At 43.9% G+C, this 18,973-nt stretch carries 18 protein-coding genes; 16 read left to right on the top strand and 2 right to left on the bottom strand.

Going from position 1 to position 18,973, the window contains the following annotated elements; genetic code table 11:
• Positions 1–208 precede the first annotated feature (208 nt).
• On the top strand, positions 209–3,376 hold the full coding sequence (locus G3R49_RS14010; RefSeq protein WP_130602197.1) for a TonB-dependent receptor: 3,168 nt from the start codon (positions 209–211) through the stop codon (positions 3,374–3,376).
• Between the two features lie 139 nt (positions 3,377–3,515).
• Here the strand turns inward: G3R49_RS14010 and G3R49_RS14005 are convergent, their stop codons facing one another.
• Positions 3,516–4,256 carry an SDR family oxidoreductase gene (locus tag G3R49_RS14005; RefSeq protein WP_167870106.1) on the bottom strand — a complete coding sequence of 247 codons (741 nt, stop codon included), beginning with the start codon at positions 4,254–4,256 and terminating at the stop codon, positions 3,516–3,518.
• A 457-nt stretch (positions 4,257–4,713) separates the two neighbouring features.
• Between G3R49_RS14005 and metA the strand changes: the two genes are divergently transcribed.
• The 10 genes from metA to G3R49_RS13955 all read left to right on the top strand — a co-directional run bounded on the left by metA (position 4,714) and on the right by G3R49_RS13955 (position 15,244).
• The gene (gene metA, locus G3R49_RS14000; protein WP_167870105.1) at positions 4,714–5,658 is read left to right on the top strand and encodes a homoserine O-succinyltransferase; all 945 of its coding nucleotides are present in this window, start codon (positions 4,714–4,716) and stop codon (positions 5,656–5,658) included.
• Between the two features lie 300 nt (positions 5,659–5,958).
• Positions 5,959–7,152 carry an acetyl-CoA C-acyltransferase gene (locus tag G3R49_RS13995; RefSeq protein WP_167870104.1) on the top strand — a complete coding sequence of 398 codons (1,194 nt, stop codon included), beginning with the start codon at positions 5,959–5,961 and terminating at the stop codon, positions 7,150–7,152.
• 119 nt (positions 7,153–7,271) lie between these two features.
• A complete protein-coding gene (locus tag G3R49_RS13990) occupies positions 7,272–8,765 on the top strand; it encodes a CoA-acylating methylmalonate-semialdehyde dehydrogenase (protein ID WP_130602205.1) in 1,494 nt (497 codons plus the stop codon).
• Between the two features lie 212 nt (positions 8,766–8,977).
• Positions 8,978–10,135, top strand: coding sequence for an acyl-CoA dehydrogenase family protein (locus G3R49_RS13985; protein ID WP_167870103.1), 1,158 nt, complete (start codon positions 8,978–8,980; stop codon positions 10,133–10,135).
• A 30-nt stretch (positions 10,136–10,165) separates the two neighbouring features.
• Positions 10,166–10,957 (top strand): enoyl-CoA hydratase, encoded by a 792-nt coding sequence (locus tag G3R49_RS13980; protein ID WP_130602209.1) that lies wholly within the window; start codon positions 10,166–10,168, stop codon positions 10,955–10,957.
• The gene (locus G3R49_RS13975; RefSeq protein WP_130602211.1) at positions 10,957–12,072 is read left to right on the top strand and encodes an enoyl-CoA hydratase/isomerase family protein; all 1,116 of its coding nucleotides are present in this window, start codon (positions 10,957–10,959) and stop codon (positions 12,070–12,072) included. Before G3R49_RS13980 ends, G3R49_RS13975 begins: the two co-directional genes overlap by 1 nt.
• A gap of 105 nt (positions 12,073–12,177) precedes the next feature.
• Entirely contained in the window at positions 12,178–13,134 is a 957-nt protein-coding gene (mmsB, locus tag G3R49_RS13970; RefSeq protein ID WP_280954616.1) for a 3-hydroxyisobutyrate dehydrogenase, read from the top strand.
• A gap of 18 nt (positions 13,135–13,152) precedes the next feature.
• On the top strand, positions 13,153–13,911 hold the full coding sequence (locus G3R49_RS13965; RefSeq protein WP_130602215.1) for an SDR family oxidoreductase: 759 nt from the start codon (positions 13,153–13,155) through the stop codon (positions 13,909–13,911).
• A 158-nt stretch (positions 13,912–14,069) separates the two neighbouring features.
• Positions 14,070–14,297, top strand: a complete 228-nt coding sequence (locus G3R49_RS13960) for a hypothetical protein (protein WP_165399044.1) — start codon at positions 14,070–14,072, stop codon at positions 14,295–14,297.
• Between the two features lie 38 nt (positions 14,298–14,335).
• Positions 14,336–15,244 (top strand): M14 family metallocarboxypeptidase, encoded by a 909-nt coding sequence (locus tag G3R49_RS13955; protein ID WP_167870101.1) that lies wholly within the window; start codon positions 14,336–14,338, stop codon positions 15,242–15,244.
• Here the strand turns inward: G3R49_RS13955 and G3R49_RS13950 are convergent.
• Complete coding sequence (locus G3R49_RS13950; RefSeq protein ID WP_167870100.1) at positions 15,210–16,223, bottom strand: integron integrase; 1,014 nt, start codon at positions 16,221–16,223, stop codon at positions 15,210–15,212. The genes G3R49_RS13955 and G3R49_RS13950 overlap by 35 nt on opposite strands.
• A gap of 369 nt (positions 16,224–16,592) precedes the next feature.
• Between G3R49_RS13950 and G3R49_RS13945 the strand changes: the two genes are divergently transcribed.
• The 5 genes from G3R49_RS13945 to G3R49_RS13925 all read left to right on the top strand — a co-directional run bounded on the left by G3R49_RS13945 (position 16,593) and on the right by G3R49_RS13925 (position 18,803).
• The gene (locus tag G3R49_RS13945; RefSeq protein ID WP_167870099.1) at positions 16,593–16,961 is read left to right on the top strand and encodes a hypothetical protein; all 369 of its coding nucleotides are present in this window, start codon (positions 16,593–16,595) and stop codon (positions 16,959–16,961) included.
• Between the two features lie 126 nt (positions 16,962–17,087).
• On the top strand, positions 17,088–17,282 hold the full coding sequence (locus tag G3R49_RS13940; protein ID WP_167870098.1) for a hypothetical protein: 195 nt from the start codon (positions 17,088–17,090) through the stop codon (positions 17,280–17,282).
• A 141-nt stretch (positions 17,283–17,423) separates the two neighbouring features.
• Complete coding sequence (locus G3R49_RS13935; protein WP_167870097.1) at positions 17,424–17,858, top strand: hypothetical protein; 435 nt, start codon at positions 17,424–17,426, stop codon at positions 17,856–17,858.
• A gap of 108 nt (positions 17,859–17,966) precedes the next feature.
• The gene (locus tag G3R49_RS13930) at positions 17,967–18,314 is read left to right on the top strand and encodes a hypothetical protein (protein ID WP_245335376.1); all 348 of its coding nucleotides are present in this window, start codon (positions 17,967–17,969) and stop codon (positions 18,312–18,314) included.
• A gap of 126 nt (positions 18,315–18,440) precedes the next feature.
• Positions 18,441–18,803, top strand: coding sequence for a hypothetical protein (locus G3R49_RS13925; RefSeq protein ID WP_130602225.1), 363 nt, complete (start codon positions 18,441–18,443; stop codon positions 18,801–18,803).
• Positions 18,804–18,973 lie beyond the last annotated feature (170 nt).

Raw genomic sequence — 18,973 nt, 5'->3', positions numbered from 1 at the left:
TTATCTTGATTGAAAGATACATTGTTGAGCTTGTGTTTATTTCTTGTGAGTAGTTGAAATATTTGTGCAACAAAGTCAGTATACACTCGCTTTCGAGTTTGAGCTTATTAATTAGGGACTTGAGCCCATTACTACTTATAAATTGAGCCAAGCTTAAGCAATTTCCAATTAAAAATAATATTGAATTTGTAAAATTCAGGGGTCTAAAATGTTGAACAAAAAACTAAGTCGCATAGCACTTGCGACTTGCTTTGCCATGGGTGTTGCTCTACCAGCCATGGCAGCCGATACTGCGTCTTCTATTCGCGGTCAAATCACCGGTCCTCAAGGTAATGCTGTTACTGATGCAAAAATTACCATCATGCACGAGCCTACGGGTAAGGTAACTGAAGTTGAAGTAGGCGAAAATGGCCAGTTTCACGTACGTGGTTTACGTGTAGGCGGTCCTTACATTATCAAGGTCGATTCTGACAAATTTGCTGATGAAGTTGAGCAAGGCTTATTCTTAAACGTGGGTGAAACACTTAGTTTCAACCGTTCACTAAATACTACAGAAGCTGCAGATATTGAGCGTATCAACGTAGTTGGTAATGCTGCACTATACCGCAGTGGTAGTTCAAATAGTGATTTTGGCTCTAAAGATATTGAAAACTCTCCAGGTATCAGCCGTGACCTTAAAGATGTAGTACGTCAAAACCCGCTTGCCGTACTTGGTACGGACGGCGTGTCATTAAGTGTTGCTGGTCTAAACCCTCGCTATAACACTTTCGTTGTTGATGGTATTTCGCAAAACGATGATTTCGGCCTTAACTCGAACGGTTACCCAACTCAGCGTTCACCTATTTCAATTGATGCAGTTGAAAGTGTTGCGTTAAACGTAACGCCATATTCAGCGCGTATTGGTGGTTTTACCGGTGCACAGATCAACGCTGTAACCAAGTCTGGTACTAACGAACTATCTGGTACCGTATTTTGGGAAACAACTAACGACAGCATGGCTGGCGATGGTAAAGATCCTAAATCAGGCGAAAAACTAGAGAACGATTTCGAAGAAACGACTTTTGGTGGCACCATTGGCTTCCCATTAATTGAAGACACGTTATTCTTCTTCGGCTCTTACGAGAAATTTGACGCACCTAAATCTGCATTATTCGGCCCTAAAGGCTCAGGTTTTGGTAACGAGTCAAACGTAACTTCTGAAGACTTGCAAAAAGTTCGCGACATCGCGAGCAACGTATATGGGCTAGACACTATTGGTGACTATGACCTGTCTCCTCAAGAAGAAGATGAGAAAGTCCTAGCTAAGATTGACTGGAACATTACTGATGGTCACCGTGCAGCATTCACCTACCAAAAAACCGTTGGTAACCTAACCAACAATATTGCGGAAGACCCTTACGAACTTACGCTTGCAAGTACTTGGTACAATAAAGAAGAAATTCTAGAAGCCTATGCCGGTACACTGTACAGTGACTGGACTGACAGCTTTACTACTGAAATTAAAGTTGCTTACAAAGACACCACTACTAATTCAAATACCATTCAAGACCTAGGTATTGGTGAAGTGTCAGTAAGAACTGATAGCGGTGATATCGTATTCGGTACAGATAAATCTCGCCAAGCTAACCAGTTAAATAACCAAAACCTAGAGTTACGTTTTGTTGGTGATTACTACCTAGGCGATCATGAAATCGGCTTTGGTGCGCAATACAACAACGTTGAAGTATTTAACCTGTTCGCGCAAAACGTAATGGGCACTTGGGCGTTTGACTCTATTGAAGAGTTCGAAAACGGTGAGCCTGGTTCTTTCTATTACTCGAATGCACTATCTGGTAACACACAAGACGTTGCGGCTTCATTTAGCATGAACACCCTAGCGCTGTTTGTTGAAGATAACTGGTACATCACCGATGACCTGCAACTTAACTATGGTATGCGTTACGAAACCATTAGCATGCCTGATGCACCAACATTCAACCAAAATTTCTATGACCGCTATGGTTTTGCTAACAACGGCACATTTGACGGTAAAGATATTTGGTTACCACGTGTAGGTGTAACTTATCAGTTAACTGATGATGTGAAACTGCACGGTGGTGTAGGTCGCTACAGTGGCGGCAGCCCAACAGTTTGGATGTCAAACAGCTACTCAAACGACGGTACTCGTCTGCTAAGTTACAACGGCGGTTGGCAAGATTCTTGGGGAACACCTGATTTTGGTAACGTACCAAGCGAAGCACAAGACGGCTTAGTAGGTGGTGACGGTAATACTAACTCATTGGATCCTAACTTTGAGCTACCTTCAGACTGGCGCGCAAGTATCGGTTTTGACTCTACTTGGGACTTTGGTGCATTAGGTGAAGACTGGTTTGTTGGTGGTGAGTTCCTATACATCCAACGTGAAAACGATGTTGCATGGAAAGACTTAGCACGTCGTTACGTAAAGACAGACGACACTGGTCGTGTTATCTACGAGACTTGGGACCCATTAGCTAACGATGGTGCAGGTGGTAATACTGAGCGCTATGACCTAATGCTAACCAATGCTGAAGAAGATGGTAAGAGCACAACACTCGCCCTAACACTTGCTAAAGAGTGGGATATGGGGATGAGCATGCGTGCAACCTACACCTACAACTCGGTTGAAGAAGGTAACCAAGGTTCTTCGTCTACAGCAACCTCTAACTACCAATACACGCCTGTTCAGTATGACCGAAATGGCACGACTATGGGCACTGGTCAATACGAAACGCCACACCGTTTCACGTTGACTTTAGGTTACGAGACAGAGTTTGTTGAAGGTTATGCATCTAACTTCAATATGTTCTACGAAGCACGTGAAGGTCGTCCATTAACTTGGGTACTTGGCTCATATAGAGACTACGGCTTTGGTGACCAAAGCACATTTGGTAACTCTTCATACTACCTGCCATACATTCCAACAGGCGCGGATGATGCCAACGTTGAATATTCAGGTGGTCTAACTTACGAAGAGTTCAAGAAGGTACTTGATGAAGTTGGTTTAAGTCAGTACGCAGGTGGTATTGCACCTAAAGGTACGGATAACCAGCCTTGGATCCACACGTTAGACTTCCGCTTTAGTCAAGAGCTACCGGGCTTTACTAAAGAGCATAAGGGTATCTTCTACTTTGACGTTAAGAACGTACTTAACCTGCTTAATGACGACTGGGGTCGTGTGACTTATCAGTCTTACGGTAGTAAGAAGTTAGTTGACCATAACTATAACCCAGATACTGGTGTATACACTTACTCAGTACCTTACGGTCAAGATGGCTTAGAAACTGATAACTACAACACATACGACATTCAAAAATCAGTATGGCAGTTAAAAGTTGGTGTTAAGTACAAGTTCTAATTTGACTTAATAAGCTAAATTGCAAAACAAAACCGCACTACTTAGTGCGGTTTTTTTTATGCTTTGAAAAGTATTGGATTTCGCTGCTTAATTACACAGCAAGCTATCAACTCAAATAACTAAGCTAAATCACCAAAAGCTAACGCTTCTTCTTTGGTTTCCAGTGACGAGTATTGTAGATAAACTCTGGCAATCCAACGGTTAACCAAGCAACCAAACGCCAGCGTTTGGTCACGTAAAACTTGCGCTTACCCTTCTTTAAACCTGTGATGATTTGACCGGCGACCTTATCAATCGGTGGTAACCAGAATTTGTTGCCTTGCATAGCCGCTTTATCAAGTAGTCCTAACTGAATATCTGAAATTGTCACCGGTAGTTTTAAGCGCTGGGCATGCATGCTTAAACCTTCAAGGTAGCTTTGGGCAAACGCTTTAGATGCGTGATAAGCCACATTAGGGCCTCCACGCAAACCTGCAATTGAGTTGATTGCAGCAAGTTGTCCATAACCTTGCTCACACAAGAGTTTAAATACGCTGTTTGCCACTGCTGCAAAGCCCTTCACGTTAACATCAATAATGTCTTCATCAAGTTGCCAAGGCAGGGCTGGGTCGTAGCCATTGAGGCCAGTATTGATGATAACTAAATGCGCGCCATTGTGGGTTTGCCAAGCCGATTCAATTTGCTCAATCAATTGTTTTGGCTGCTCGATTGCCAATGGGTAAACCGTCACTGGTGTAGTTAAGCTTTCAGTTAATGGCTTAATTGATTCAGGGTTTTGCACAAACAGAACTAACTCAACATTTTGCTCAGAGAATTGTTTTGCAAGGGTTTGGCTAAGTTGCGAACTGGCGCCAATTATCATGGCGGTAGCTTGAGTCATAAGGGCGTTTATCTTCAATGGCTGACTTGATTTGGTCACTTATAATAGAAATTACCGATATTGATAACAAGTTCGAAAAAATTCAATGTTGGATGTATAGACTTCTAGATGTCCTTGTGTATGATGAGATTGACGCTCAATTTAGCAGGTGTTTGTTAAGTAACTGATTGTTAGTTGCTGTTTTAATTGTATTTGCTAATAAAGCAAAAATTTTTATGTGGTGTTATTCGGTAACTCACCACTTAAGTACTTGGTTTTTATTTATTTATCAAATTGTGATCTGCATTCACTAGTGCATCTTCAATTTAACGTATTCCCTTATAAGTGGGTTAAGGCTTTGGCTAAGAACAAAGGCTGAATTAAACGTTGCAACTAATAACAGTAATCACAATGAGCAGCTAAAAGTAACAATCTCAAATAATGACCAAAGATAGTCACTACAAACTAGGGCTTGTATATGCCAGTAAGAATTCCAGATAACCTGCCAGCAGCAGGAATTTTAGAATCAGAAAACATCTTCGTGATGTCAGAAAGCCGCGCCGCCAATCAAGACATCCGTCCCATGCGTGTGCTTATCTTAAACCTGATGCCCAACAAGATTGAAACCGAAACCCAGCTCCTTAGATTGCTAGGTAATACGCCTTTGCAAGTGGATGTCGATTTACTGCGTATTCACGATAAAGAATCTAAGCACACTTCAATCGACCATATGAATGCTTTTTATCGTGACTTTAATGACGTAAAACACAAAAACTACGATGGTCTGATTATCACTGGCGCGCCACTTGGGCAGATTGATTTTGAAGACGTTACCTATTGGGACCATATTCGCGAAATCATCGATTGGTCGCAGCAGCATGTTACCTCAGTGCTATTCTTATGCTGGGCCGCGCATGCAGGCTTGTTCCACCTTTATAACTTGCAGCGCAAGCTGTTAAGCACCAAGCGCTCTGGCGTATATTGTCACCAACGCACCGATACGCCGCACCCATTGTTACGCGGGTTTGATGAAGAGTTCTACGCGCCTCATTCACGCTTTTCTGAGATGGATATCAACGAGTTACAACAACATCCAGATCTTGAAGTGTTGGCGCATTCTGATGAAGCTGGGGCGTATTTAGTATTAAGTAAAACTAACCGTAACCTGTTTGTCATCGGTCACCCTGAATATCATCGTAATACTTTAAAAGATGAATATTTGCGTGACATTGACCAGGGCTTAGACCCAGAAATTCCACGCAATTATTTTAGAGATAACGACCCACAACAAAAGCCGGTCGCCCGCTGGCATAGCCACGGCAGCTTGCTCATTAGTAACTGGCTTAATTACTATGTTTACCAGTTAACCCCGTATGATTTGACCGACATGAGCGGCATCACTCCGTGGGAGTCTGAGGTTTAATCTGAAGTTTTGGCTTCAATCGAGACATTTAATAGCAGCCCTTAGCCATTGTGGTTAAGGGCTGTTTTAGTTTTCGTCATATTAGAGGTGTCATCCCAACTAACCTTCGGCCATTCCCTGCTTGTGCATCCCTGCTTGTTATCTGGGACCCTGGTCAAACAAAGTGTAAATTTTGACTGACAATCCCCGAATAAATTTCCACCTTGATCACAAAATTGGCTATTGCTTTACGTTCGCGTAAACGTCAAAGTGATGGTAGATTTTTGAAAAAGTATCCAAGAAATAGATTTCGGAGACGTTATGAGCGCACAACAGTCAGGCCAAGATATTGTAATTGTGGCGGCAACCCGCACACCAATGGGCGGTTTTCAAGGTGAACTATCACAAGTCACTTCACCAACGCTGGCGGCGACAGCCATTAAAGGCTTACTGGCGCAGTCGGGTGTATCGTCTGACGCGGTAGATGAAGTATTAATGGGTTGTGTATTGCCAGCTGGTCTTGGTCAAGCGCCGGCGCGTCAAGCTGCACTAGGTGCAGGCTTACCACTTACAGCAGGCGCGACAACGGTAAACAAGGTATGCGGCTCAGGCATGAAAACTGTCATGCTAGCGCACGATTCAATTAAAGCTGGTAGTAACGATGTGGTGGTTGCAGGTGGTATGGAAAGCATGAGCCAAGCGCCTTACTTACTTGATAAAGCCCGCGGCGGTATGCGTATGGGCCATGGCAAGGTAATGGACCACATGTTCCTTGACGGTTTAGAAGATGCCTACACTGGCGGCGCAATGGGCACCTTTGCTCAAAAAACGGCAGATGACTTTAACCTAACTCGCGAAGCGATGGACGAGTTCGCCCTAAGCTCACTTGAAAAAGCTAACGCTGCGATTAACTCTGGTGCATTTGATGCCGAGATTACCCCTGTTACATTTAGCACTCGTCGCGGCGACGTCACAGTTACCACCGATGAGCAGCCAGGCAATGCGCGCCCAGAAAAAATTCCAACGCTGCGCCCTGCATTTGCTAAAGACGGCACCATTACCGCTGCAAACTCAAGCTCAATTTCAGATGGTGCCGCAGCGCTAATGCTAATGAAGCGCGAAACTGCTGCCAACTTAGGTTTAGATGTGCTCGCGACCATTAAAGGCCACACAACACACTCACAAGAGCCTGCCATGTTCACCACAGCGCCAGTGGGAGCGGTAAACAAGCTATTTGGTTTAACTAACTGGACTAAAGATGACGTTGATTTATTTGAAATCAACGAAGCGTTTGCCATGGTCACCATGCTAGCCATTTCTGAACTTGGCTTAGATGCAGGCAAGGTTAACGTTAATGGCGGCGCATGTGCATTAGGCCACCCAATTGGTTGCTCTGGTGCTCGTGTGCTGGTTACGCTAATTCACGCACTTAAAGCACGCGGTCTAAAACGCGGTGTGGCCACTTTATGTATTGGCGGTGGTGAAGCAACGGCAATGGCAATCGAGGTCGAATAGTTAAGCCTATTCGACAACAGATTTCGAAGTATAAAACTCAACAAGACGGCATTGCTAGCGCGAATAACAATCTTAAAAATGGCCTAGCAAAGCAATCCTCACGGATGGAAGGGAATAACATGACCACACAAGTAAAACACTATATTGCAGGTGAGTTCACCACAGGTACAGGTAGCAAGGTTATTGAAGTCACTAACCCTGCTAACAACAGCGTGATTGCCAAGGTAAATGCGGCAACCGAAGCTGAAGTAGACCAAGCTATCGCCAGTGCTAAAGAAGCCTTTAAGACTTGGAAGGAAGTGCCGGTTTCTGAGCGTGCCCGCGTTATGCTGCGTTACCAGCACCTACTTAAAGAAAACCACGATGAAATTGCTACAATTCTTGCCAAAGAAACCGGTAAAACCTTTGAAGATGCCAAGGGCGACGTATGGCGCGGTATTGAAGTCGCTGAACACGCTTGTAATGTTGCATCGCTGCTTATGGGCGAAACCGTTGAGAACGTGGCGCGTAACATTGACACTTACTCTTACACTCAGCCTTTAGGTGTTTGTGCTGGTATCACACCATTTAACTTCCCAGCGATGATCCCGTTATGGATGTTTCCGTTAGCTATTGCTTGTGGTAACACTTTCATCCTTAAACCATCAGAGCAAGACCCAATGACGCCGCAACGTCTGGTTGAGCTGTTTGAAGAAGCGGGCGCGCCAAAAGGCGTGTTGCAGCTTATTCATGGTGATAAAACTGCGGTTGATAAACTGCTTAGCGATGAAGCGATTAAGGCGATTTCATTTGTCGGCTCTGTGGGTGTGGGTCAATACATCTACAAAACCGGTACTGACAACCTTAAACGTGTACAAGCTTTTGCCGGTGCTAAAAACCACTGTGTGATCATGCCTGATGCTAACAAGCAGCAAGTGATCAACAACATGGTCGGCGCATCGGTCGGTGCTGCTGGTCAGCGCTGCATGGCGATTTCAGTTGCGGTGTTTGTTGGTGAAGCGAAAGAGTGGATCCCAGAGATTAAAGAAGCGCTGGCTAAAGTTCGCCCTGGCCTTTGGGATGACAAAGATGCCGCTTATGGCCCTGTTATCAGCCCTGCAGCAAAGCAGCGCGTACTCAGCCTTATTGAGCAAGGTAAACAAGAAGGCGCAGACTGTGTGCTTGATGGCAGTGACTTTACTGTTGAAGGTTATGAATCTGGTAACTGGGTTGGCCCAACCATGTTCACTAACGTGACTACAGAGATGAGCATCTACAAAGAAGAAATCTTCGGCCCTGTGCTTTGTTGTATGGAAGCTGACTCATTAGATGAAGCGATTACCCTTGTAAACAACAGCCCTTATGGTAACGGTACTTCTATCTTTACTGCATCTGGCGGCGCAGCGCGTAAATACCAACATGAAATTGAAGTAGGTCAGGTAGGTATTAACGTGCCAATTCCTGTACCACTACCGTTTTTCTCATTCACAGGTTGGAAGGGCAGTTTCTATGGTGACCAACACGCTTATGGTAAACAAGCGGTACGCTTCTACACCGAGACTAAAACCATCACTTCACGCTGGTTTGATGAAGGCAGCGTAAGCGGTCCGAACATGAGTATTAACCTGAAATAGTCATCAAGCCTTGCTTGTACCTCGATTACCAAAAGAGGGATAAGCAAGGCTTTTTAATTACCTGTTTGAAAACTGAGCAGCAACGCGACAACTCGCGCTAAAAACTAATAACAACAATAGATTAATAACAACAAGCGCTTGCTATCAATATATGGCTTCGCTGCTGACTCAGAGAAATGACCGCAGAGTCATCACCTTATGAGGAAATTTCCATGGATTTTAATTTAAACGAAGACCAACGCCAATTTGCCGATCTTGCCCGTCAATTTGCCCAAGAAGAGCTCGCGCCATACGCAGCTAAATGGGATGAAGAGCACCACTTTCCAAAAGACGTAATCCAAAAAGCGGGTGAGCTTGGCTTTTGCTCACTATATTCGCCTGAATCTGAAGGCGGCATGGGTTTATCACGTCTTGATTCATCAATTATCTTTGAAGAGTTATCACAAGGCTGCACCGCAACTACAGCCATGTTAACCATTCACAATATGGCGACCTGGATGGTGACGACCTGGGGCAGCGAAACACTGCGCCAGCAATGGTCTGAGCCACTTACAACCGGTCAGCAACTTGCGTCTTACTGTTTAACGGAGCCTGGGGCTGGTAGTGATGCTGCGTCGCTGCAAACCAAAGCTGTGCGCGAAGGTGATGAGTATGTAATTAACGGCTCTAAAATGTTTATTTCAGGCGCGGGCGACACTGAGCTATTAGTGGTGATGTGCCGCACGGGTGAGCCTGGCCCTAAAGGTATTTCAGCCATTGCCATACCAGCAAACCTTGACGGCATAATCTATGGTAAAGCCGAAGATAAAATGGGCTGGAATGCACAGCCAACACGCTTAATTACGTTTGAAAATGTGCGCGTACCAGTTGCCAACTTACTGGGTGAAGAAGGCCAGGGCTTTACCTTTGCAATGAAAGGTTTAGACGGCGGGCGTATTAACATCGCCACTTGCTCAGTTGGTACTGCCCAAGCTGCCCTTGAGCGCGCAACGCAATACATGAACGAGCGTAAGCAATTTGGTAAGCCAATTGCGGCGTTCCAGGCGCTGCAGTTCAAGCTTGCTGATATGGCAACTGAGCTAGTTGCTGCTCGTCAAATGGTGCGTTTAGCAGCGTTTAAATTAGATACTAAAGATCCTGAAGCAACCGCATACTGCGCTATGGCAAAACGTTTTGCTACCGACATTGGCTTCCAGGTGTGTGATAACGCGCTGCAGCTGCATGGCGGCTATGGTTACATTCGCGAATACCCGCTTGAACGTCACTTCCGTGATGTGCGTGTACATCAAATTCTTGAGGGGACAAATGAGATCATGCGTCTGATTATTGCCCGTCGCATTTTAGATGAAAACGCACACCCAATTCTGTAATTGGCAGGCAACAGTTTTAAAGGACGTTTTATGACACAGCAAAACAACTCAACGGCAATCATCAAGCAGGTAGAAGGCAACACAGCCATTTTTACGCTTAACAACCCGCCAGCGAATACCTGGACTGCAGATAGCCTGCAACTGCTTAAATCTATGGTGCTTGAGCTAAACCAAGATAAAAACATTTATGCATTAGTTATCACTGGCTTTGGTGAAAAGTTTTTCTCAGCTGGCGCTGATTTAAACCTGTTTGCAGATGGCGATAAGGGTAATGCGGCGACCATGGCAAAACACTTTGGTGAAGCATTTGAAACCTTAAGTGCATTTCGCGGAGTATCGATTGCAGCCATCAATGGCTACGCTATGGGCGGCGGTTTAGAAGTCGCGCTCGCCTGTGATATCCGTATTGCAGAGCAACAAGCCCAGATGGCACTGCCTGAAGCAACCGTTGGCCTATTGCCTTGTGCTGGTGGTACCCAAAACCTAACAGCGCTTGTTGGCGAAGGTTGGGCAAAACGGATGATTTTATGTGGTGAGCGCCTTGATGCTGCTAAAGCTGAAAAAATTGGTCTAGTAGAAGAGGTGGTAGAGCAAGGCCAAGCACTTGAAGCTTCAACAAAATTAGCTGCTAAAGTTGCTCGTCAATCGCCATCAAGCGTGACAGTATGTAAAACGCTAATTCAGGCTGGCCGCACTATGCCACGCACACAAGCCTTACCGCTAGAGCGTGAGCTATTTGTTGGTCTGTTTGATACCGAAGATCAAGCTGAAGGTGTTAATGCCTTTTTAGAGAAACGCAAACCAGATTGGAAGAATGCATAATGACTCAAGATGTGATTTTTCAAACCTTAGGCACCTTATCAGGGCAGTCTATTGGTGTTGTTACCCTCAATATTGAAAAAGCCCTCAACGCGCTAAACCTTGATATGGTGCGTGCGATGACAACCCAGCTTCAAGCCTGGCAAACTGATGACTCAATTGCGTTTGTTGTGCTCGATGGTAGTGGCGACAAAGCGTTTTGTGCTGGCGGTGATGTGCGTGCTATTTATCAAGCATCGGTGGCAAACCCTGGTGAAATGACCACTCAAGCCAGTGAGTTCTTCACCGAGGAATATCAGCTTGACTACCTACTGCATCAGTTTGGTAAGCCTGTGATGGTGTGGGGCGATGGCATTGTGATGGGCGGCGGCCTTGGCCTGATGGCTGGTGGCAGTCACCGAGTGCTGACGGAGCGCAGCCGTATTGCCATGCCAGAAGTCACTATCGGCTTGTATCCAGATGTTGGCGGCAGCTATTTCTTAAACCGTATGCCGGGCAAGCTTGGGCTGTTTTTGGGGTTAACTGCTTACAATATGAATGCCGCTGATGCTGCTTTTGTTGGGCTAGGTAACCACTTTGTTGGTAGCAGCGACAAAGAGCCACTATTTGATGCGCTAGCCGATGTGAACTGGACTAGCGACACTAATCAAAACCATGAGTTATTGACGCAACTGCTTGATAGTTGGCAAGACAAAACTCAGGCGCAAATGGGCAACTCTAATCTTGAGCTGTACCAAAGCCAAATCGACATGTTAATGGATGGCGAAATCGAAGATGTGCATCATCAGCTATCTAGCCTAGAGACAGAGCTTGAATGGCTAAGCCGCGCACAAAAAACGGCCATGGCAGGTAGCCCGCTAAGCTGGTTCTTAATCTTTGCTCAGGCAAATTTAGGCACCAACAAAACCCTAGCAGAATGCTTTAAGTGGGAGCTTGGTATCAGCGTAAATTGCTGTATGCACGGCGATTTTTGTGAAGGTGTGCGCGCACTACTGATTGATAAAGACCGTAACCCACAGTGGAAGTTTGCTCACGCCGCTGATGTTACGCCTGAGGCGGTAACTCAGCTATTAACCTCGCCGTGGAGTGATAGCGAGCATCCGTTAAACGCGCTGTAATAAGCGGTATGGAACGCGGAATAGTATTAAAGCAATAATAAAAATATAAGAAGATCAACAAGACTCGCTGCTTACCTATCTCCATCAGAATAGCTGGTTAAGTTATTGGGGGAGAGTACAAAAACAGCAAGTAACACCACAACAAAGGAATTGGATATGGCAACAGTAGCATTTATTGGATTAGGCAATATGGGCGGCCCAATGGCAGCCAACCTAGTTAAAGCTGGTATGACGGTCACGGTATTTGACCTAGTACCACAAGCTGTTGAGGCATTAACAAGCCAAGGTGCGCTGAGTGCCAAAACTGCTTGCGGCGCGGCAGCTGGCGCTGACTATGTGATTACTATGCTGCCAGCTAGTAAACATGTTCAAGGCTTATATTTAGGCAGCGGTGAACAGCAAGGTTTACTCGATGTAGTGAGTAAAGATGCGGTATTAATTGATTGCTCAACCATAGATGCAGGCACAGCTCAGTTAGTGGGGAAAGCTGCAGAAGAGAAAGGCATTGCATTTATGGATGCGCCAGTATCAGGCGGCACCGCAGGCGCAGCTGCTGGCACCTTAACCTTTATTTGTGGTGGCAGCGATGCCGCCTATAACAAGGCGCAAACTGTGCTAACTGTGATGGGCGCAAGTATTTTCCATGCTGGCGCAGTTGGCGCGGGACAAATTGCTAAGATTTGTAATAACATGCTGCTTTCTGTGCTGATGGTGGGTACCAGTGAGTCGCTGCAACTTGGCATCGACAACGGGTTAGACCCGAAAGTGCTGTCTGACATTATGAAGGTGAGCAGCGGCGGCAACTGGACGTTAGAGAAATATAACCCGTGTCCAGATGTGATGGAGTCAGTGCCATCATCAAATAGCTATCAAGGCGGCTTTATGGTCGACTTAATGGTGAAAGATTTAGGTTTGTCGCAACAAGCAGCATTAGCCTCAAATTCAAGCACGCCAATGGGCGCTTTAGCCCGCAGTTTATATGTAAACCATGCCCGCCAAGGCAATGGTAAGTTAGATTTTTCAAGTATTTTTGAGCAGTTTGCCAATCAAAAATCAAAATAACGAGTAAAGGAACCCATAATGGAGTTGAAAGATAAAGTTGTCGTCATTACCGGTGGTGCTGGTGGTCTAGGGTTGGCAATGGCTCATGATTTAGCTGAGCAAGGCGCTAAGCTAGCACTAATTGATGTTGACCAAGAAAAGCTTGAGCACGCCTGTGCAAACTTAGGTGCTAAGACCGAAGTGCAAGGCTATGCTCTAGACATTACCGATGAAGAAGACGTAATGGCAGGTTTTCAGTACATCCGTGAAGATATGGGACGTGTTGATGTATTGATTAACAACGCGGGCATTTTACGTGATGGCCTGATGGTTAAAGCGAAAGACGGCCAAGTGACTAACCGCATGTCTTTTGACCAGTTTCAGTCGGTTATCAATGTCAACCTAACTGGTACTTTCTTATGTGGCCGCGAAGCCGCTGCCGCTATGATTGAGGGCGGTAACGCTGGCGTTATCATTAACATTTCGAGCCTAGCTAAAGCTGGTAACATGGGGCAGTCTAACTACTCAGCTTCTAAAGCTGGTGTTGCTGCTATGTCAGTGGGTTGGGCAAAAGAACTTGCGCGTTACAATATTCGCTCAGCAGCGGTCGCGCCGGGTGTTATAGCAACCGAAATGACGGCAGCAATGAAGCCTGAAATGCTGGAACGCTTAGAAAAAATGGTGCCAGTAGGGCGCCTTGGTGAAGCACAAGAAATTGCATCAACGGTTCGCTTTATCATTGAGAACGATTACGTTAACGGCCGCGTGTTTGAAATCGACGGCGGTATTCGAATGTAAGTTGCCTTGCAACATATTAAAAGCCGAGCTTGTGTAGCTCGGCTTTTTTGTGTGGCAGCTAGATTAGAGCACTACATTAATTAACACCGATCACTGTATACTGTGTGGCCTCTACTTATACACGTTTATAAAAACAATAATATTGCGGTGAATTTAAGATGTCGAAACTCGAAGCCATTTACAAAAAGCTCATGCTACTCGTTGGTATTGCTGGCGTGCTGGTTATCTATGGTGGCTTTTTGTATCTGTTATTTTCAGGCAAGCCCACCAGTGCCATTCCCTGGTTTTTACTCATCTCACCCTGGATATGTGTGTATTTCGGCCTAACACGCGTTCAACAAATCGCGGTGATAGACTGGTTTGCGGCCAAGTTCCGTAAGAAGTAGTTTCACCCACCCAGAATTCAAACTATAAAGGTACAGATATGTCATTTTACCCAATTGGTGTTCAAGGTCAGCCATGGACAGACGAGCACAAAGCCCAGTGGTTAGCGCAAACTTCAGTCAAGCGTAGTTATCAGCAAGAAGTGCTTACCAAGCTAGAGGCAGTAAGCGATGAGTTTGAACGCGTTCAATATGGCGCGCTGTCATACAATGTTGAGCGATTCCCACTTGTTGCTTTTAAGTCTGCCAATTGGGATGACGCGAAGAAAACAGTCTTAGTTACTGGTGGTGTGCATGGCTACGAAACTAGCGGTGTGCAAGGGGCTATCGCATTTTTGCTTAATGAAGCTAACCGCTACCACAGCGACTTTAACTTTATCATCGCCCCATGTGTTAGCCCTTGGGGTTATGAAACCATTAACCGCTGGAACCCTAATGCGGTAGATCCAAATCGCTCATTTTATGAGATCAGCCCGGCAGAAGAGTCAGCAGCCTTAATGGCGCTACTACAAAAGCAAGTCAATAACACGGTTTTTGTGCACTTTGACTTGCATGAAACTACTGATACAGACGAGCTAGAGTTTCGCCCTGCATTAGCCGCGAGAGACGGCAAAGATTATGTTAAAGGCGTCATTCCAGATGGATTCTACTTGGTAGGCGATACCGATAACCCTAACCCCGCGTTTCAAAAGGCAATTAATGACTCGGTTGCAAAAGTCACTCACGTTGCACCTGATGATGACGGGCAATTAATTGGTGTCGATATTGAGCAATTTGGGGTTATTAACTACCCAACTAAAAAACTTGGGCTATGTGCTGGCATGACCAACAATCAATTCAACACCACTACTGAAGTATATCCAGATAGCCCTAAAGCAACACCGCAGCAATGTATTGATGCGCAAGTCGCCGCGATTATTGGCGGTTTAGATTATTTACTTGGCTTGTAGTTTGGGAGTCATTCGCAGTTAGAGTAATTTTGTCCAACGGGCTCGCGGTATAACCAAATCGTGAGCCTATAACATGCGTGTATAGTTCAGTTGTTTTTACATCAGTGTGACCAAGCAGCTCTTGCACTGTGCGTATATCTGCACCATTTTTTAGTAGCTCAGTAGCAAAGCTATGTCTAAAGGTATGCGCTTTTACTCTCTTAGGGATATTTGAAGCTAAAACTGCTTTTCTTAATTGTTTGCGAAAAGCGGTTTCATGAATATGGTGACGGCAAATATAACCGTCGTAAGGGTGATTGCAGCGAGTTGTAGATGGAAAGACATATTGCCATGAAAAATCCTTTGCAGCGTTGCCATACTTTTTCAATAATGAAGGCGGCAAAGATGCTAAACCATATCCCGCTTGTAAATCTTTTTGATGCTGCAGTTTAACACTATCAAATTGCGAGGCTAGCGCGTCGTGTAGAGATTGTGGGAGCAGCGTATACCTGTCTTTTCGGCCCTTACCGCGAAAAATAAATACGGTGCTATCAGCAAAGTTAATGTCTTTTATTCTTAGTCTGAGCGCTTCATTAATTCTCATGCCACAGCCATAAAGTAATGAAGCGATAAGCCAGTATTTCCCCGACATATTTCCCAGAATGGTTATTGCTTCAGAATGAGATAATACAGTAGGTATTTGCACTTCTCTGCTGGTAAACGAGTAGCGTAAGTTGGAAATATCGCGCTGGATGATATAGCGATATAGAAAGATCACCGCACATAAAGCCTGATTTTGTGTGGCGGCACTCACCTGACGATTTACTGCTAAATGATTCAAAAATCGCTCAATTTCTGGGTTGCCCATTTCCTGTGGGTGGCGTTTATCATTGAAAATGATGAATTGCTTTATCCAATGGAGATAAACTTTTTCTGTTTTGATGCTGTAGCGCCGAGTGCGCAACTCGGTTCTAACTGATTCTAAAAATGGGGATGGCATTTTTTACTCTCCAACTGCAGCTGTATATTTATACAGTTATAATTTAAAATCCAATATTTTCAAGAATCGCTTCTCGTTATGTAACCAACAAAATTCTCGGTTTACAGAATGGGGTGCAGTTAAGATGTTGATTTTACTTGGTTTGAATGCTTTTAGTTAAATACATAACGAGACCAGATAATTCTCGGTTAAGTAAATTCTCGGTTTCTCTTGGGCTAGCGGCTATTGCTGTTGGTTAGTGATACTGGTAAGTTACTGGAATTATTAATTAAAAAGCGTATAACAGTTTGAGTTTCGGCGAAATGTTAATGGATTAAATCGGAATTCCCGCTAATACGCTGTTATGTTTTCATTGGAGACTGGATGTAAATGCCTAATCATCGAAGTGCTATTTTACGTGCAGTTTTTTACCCATACATATGCTTATTAGCATTTTACCTTGTCGTATCTGCACTCGAAGACTCTTCAAACTTTACTTTGCAGCTTATCGTCAACCCATTCTTTATATACTTCTACGCTCTTGCGTCACTAGCTGGTTGGTGGCTAATTGGTTATCCAACTTTTAAATTTAGTGAGTCATTTTTTAATGGCAATAAAGTTGTTTATTTTGCAGTGTTGTTATTGATATTCTTAATTATTACAGGCTTAGGTAGTGCAAACATAGCAGCTTTTTATTGTGCAATAATGTTAGTTCAAATCCTGTTCTTTTTATTCTTCATGAGAGTAAAAAAAACATAACAAGCCAATTAAGTGCGGGACTGTTAAAGCTTGGCTCGGTTCCGCTCCGCTACACAAGTTTAGCCAAGCATTTACCAGCCCCTTATTGGGGCGTTATGTGTACAAAGTAGGAGTTCAAGAAATCTTATGTCTAACAGTATTCACATGACAATTAAACAAGTTGTTAAAGAATCTGGCTATGACTATGGAAGCGCTGAATTCTCTCAATATGTATTTGATCATAATATTGACCTAATAGCTCAAAAAAACGCACTTAAAAATGAAGCCCGTTTAAATAAACAACAAAGTAAATTTTTAAAAGCTAATGGTTTTAAAAAATAGCTTGGATATGTAATTTAATAGATGTACACATAACAAGCTGTTCAAGCGGGACTGCTAAAGTTTGGCTCGGTTTCGCTTCGCTACACATTTTAGCCAAACATTATCAGCCCCTTAACAGGGCGTTAGGCATTTAGGAGAATCATGCCAAGATTAGACACTCGTTTAGAAGCAGAGGGAGCTGAATTCTTAGTTTTAGGTCAGTTGCTTTTACATAAAATTGCGACATATAAAACATACACGAATATGCCAGGTTATGATTTAGTCGCAACAAATCCAGAATCTAATAAATCAGCAATGGTGCAGGTTAAAAGTCGTTGGCGCACTGGAGCCAATGGTTTTCCTATTAAAAATTTTGATTGTGACTTTGTTGTTGTAGTTCTGCTAAACCGTGGTTCTAAGTGCGGTAAAAAAGAAATATTACCACCTAAATATTATGTTTTTCCTGTTAGCGTAATTCAAAATGCCCCAAGAAGTGCTGATTGGGGTAAAGTAAATTTAAAAACAATTCCAGACCTTGCAAGTTATGAAGAGCGTTGGGATTTAGTCGCGGAGTTTTTGGGTGCAAAAAATGCCTAACAAACGCCTCAACAAAGGACGCAAAAAGCTTGGCTTGCGTCACTTCGTTCCTAATTTTAGCCAGGCCTTTTGCGCCTGTTAGGCGGGCGTTAGCATGCAGGTCAAAAATTGAGAGTAATTCTAATTTTAATGTTATTTTTTCTATCGGCTTGCTCTCCAAGCTGGGAAGAAGAACCTTATGCTGTTTATTATATTGATGGTGAAAAAGCCTTAGGCTATAGCGTTGGCGAAGGAGCTTATATTAGGCGTATTAGCGAGCCAATGAAAATAAGCTCTAACAGCAACTATATCTCTATTTATGCTTGCCCTTATTCAACTTGCGCTTTTTACTACATAGATAAAAATAAAGACCATCAGTTTGCCGAACCTAATGAGTTCATTTATGGTCCATTTACTGAGGCTAGTTTTACTAATCTCATTAAAAAATTAGGTTTACCAAAACTTAGCTCAGATTAATCTGCATGCTAACAAGCTGTTCAAGCGGGACTGCTAAAGTTTGGCTCGGTTTCGCTTCGCTACACATTTTAGCCAAACATTAATCAGCCCCTTAACAGGGCGTTATAAATACCTAAAGGATTGAGTATGGACGTTACATTTTTCGCAGAAAAAGAAGATTGTGATTTAAATAGTTTCGAAGAAGTCCCTGAAGGCTCAATTCTAGGTGGCGGGTGTTTTACCAAAGATCAAATTGGTGATTTACTTGGTTGCTTTGACTGTTCTGCATCCACTCTAAACGATAATCTATGGTTATTGCCTACGAGTTTTTCTGAACAACTAGTTACGATTGATGATGAGCAATTGAAAAATGCAGCAGTTCATTGGTCGGATGAACACTCATGGGTTAATACTAATGTTAACTCTATGGATTTAGCGGGTCATTTATTAGAATTGAAGTACGCATGCTTATCTCATTCAAATAAAAGAGTTTTCGCACTATTTGAGTAAGTATTTATAACAAGCGCATTAATGAATGGACGCATAAAGCTTGGCTGGCGCTCGTTCCTCGCTATATCTAGCCAAGCTTAATCCGCCCATTATGCGGGCGTTATATGCTATGAAGAAAATATTGCCTCACATTGAAATCGGCCTAGATCAGTACGGTGCTGTAAAAGTAA

Source organism: Shewanella sp. WXL01, assembly GCF_012263345.1.
GTDB lineage: Bacteria > Pseudomonadota > Gammaproteobacteria > Enterobacterales > Shewanellaceae > Shewanella > Shewanella maritima.
Note: the sequence above shows the minus strand (reverse complement) of the source record. Positions and strands in the feature narration are given on the sequence as shown.

What these genes read in the sequence shown, in the direction of transcription:
- G3R49_RS14010 (WP_130602197.1), top strand. Translation starts at nt 209, where the DNA reads ATGTTGAACAAAAAACTAAGTCGCATAGCACTTGCGACTTGCTTTGCC.
- G3R49_RS14005 (WP_167870106.1), bottom strand. Translation starts at nt 4,256, where the DNA reads ATGACTCAAGCTACCGCCATGATAATTGGCGCCAGTTCGCAACTTAGC.
- metA (WP_167870105.1), top strand. Translation starts at nt 4,714, where the DNA reads ATGCCAGTAAGAATTCCAGATAACCTGCCAGCAGCAGGAATTTTAGAA.
- G3R49_RS13995 (WP_167870104.1), top strand. Translation starts at nt 5,959, where the DNA reads ATGAGCGCACAACAGTCAGGCCAAGATATTGTAATTGTGGCGGCAACC.
- G3R49_RS13990 (WP_130602205.1), top strand. Translation starts at nt 7,272, where the DNA reads ATGACCACACAAGTAAAACACTATATTGCAGGTGAGTTCACCACAGGT.
- G3R49_RS13985 (WP_167870103.1), top strand. Translation starts at nt 8,978, where the DNA reads ATGGATTTTAATTTAAACGAAGACCAACGCCAATTTGCCGATCTTGCC.
- G3R49_RS13980 (WP_130602209.1), top strand. Translation starts at nt 10,166, where the DNA reads ATGACACAGCAAAACAACTCAACGGCAATCATCAAGCAGGTAGAAGGC.
- G3R49_RS13975 (WP_130602211.1), top strand. Translation starts at nt 10,957, where the DNA reads ATGACTCAAGATGTGATTTTTCAAACCTTAGGCACCTTATCAGGGCAG.
- G3R49_RS13965 (WP_130602215.1), top strand. Translation starts at nt 13,153, where the DNA reads ATGGAGTTGAAAGATAAAGTTGTCGTCATTACCGGTGGTGCTGGTGGT.
- G3R49_RS13960 (WP_165399044.1), top strand. Translation starts at nt 14,070, where the DNA reads ATGTCGAAACTCGAAGCCATTTACAAAAAGCTCATGCTACTCGTTGGT.
- G3R49_RS13955 (WP_167870101.1), top strand. Translation starts at nt 14,336, where the DNA reads ATGTCATTTTACCCAATTGGTGTTCAAGGTCAGCCATGGACAGACGAG.
- G3R49_RS13950 (WP_167870100.1), bottom strand. Translation starts at nt 16,223, where the DNA reads ATGCCATCCCCATTTTTAGAATCAGTTAGAACCGAGTTGCGCACTCGG.
- G3R49_RS13945 (WP_167870099.1), top strand. Translation starts at nt 16,593, where the DNA reads ATGCCTAATCATCGAAGTGCTATTTTACGTGCAGTTTTTTACCCATAC.
- G3R49_RS13940 (WP_167870098.1), top strand. Translation starts at nt 17,088, where the DNA reads ATGTCTAACAGTATTCACATGACAATTAAACAAGTTGTTAAAGAATCT.
- G3R49_RS13935 (WP_167870097.1), top strand. Translation starts at nt 17,424, where the DNA reads ATGCCAAGATTAGACACTCGTTTAGAAGCAGAGGGAGCTGAATTCTTA.
- G3R49_RS13925 (WP_130602225.1), top strand. Translation starts at nt 18,441, where the DNA reads ATGGACGTTACATTTTTCGCAGAAAAAGAAGATTGTGATTTAAATAGT.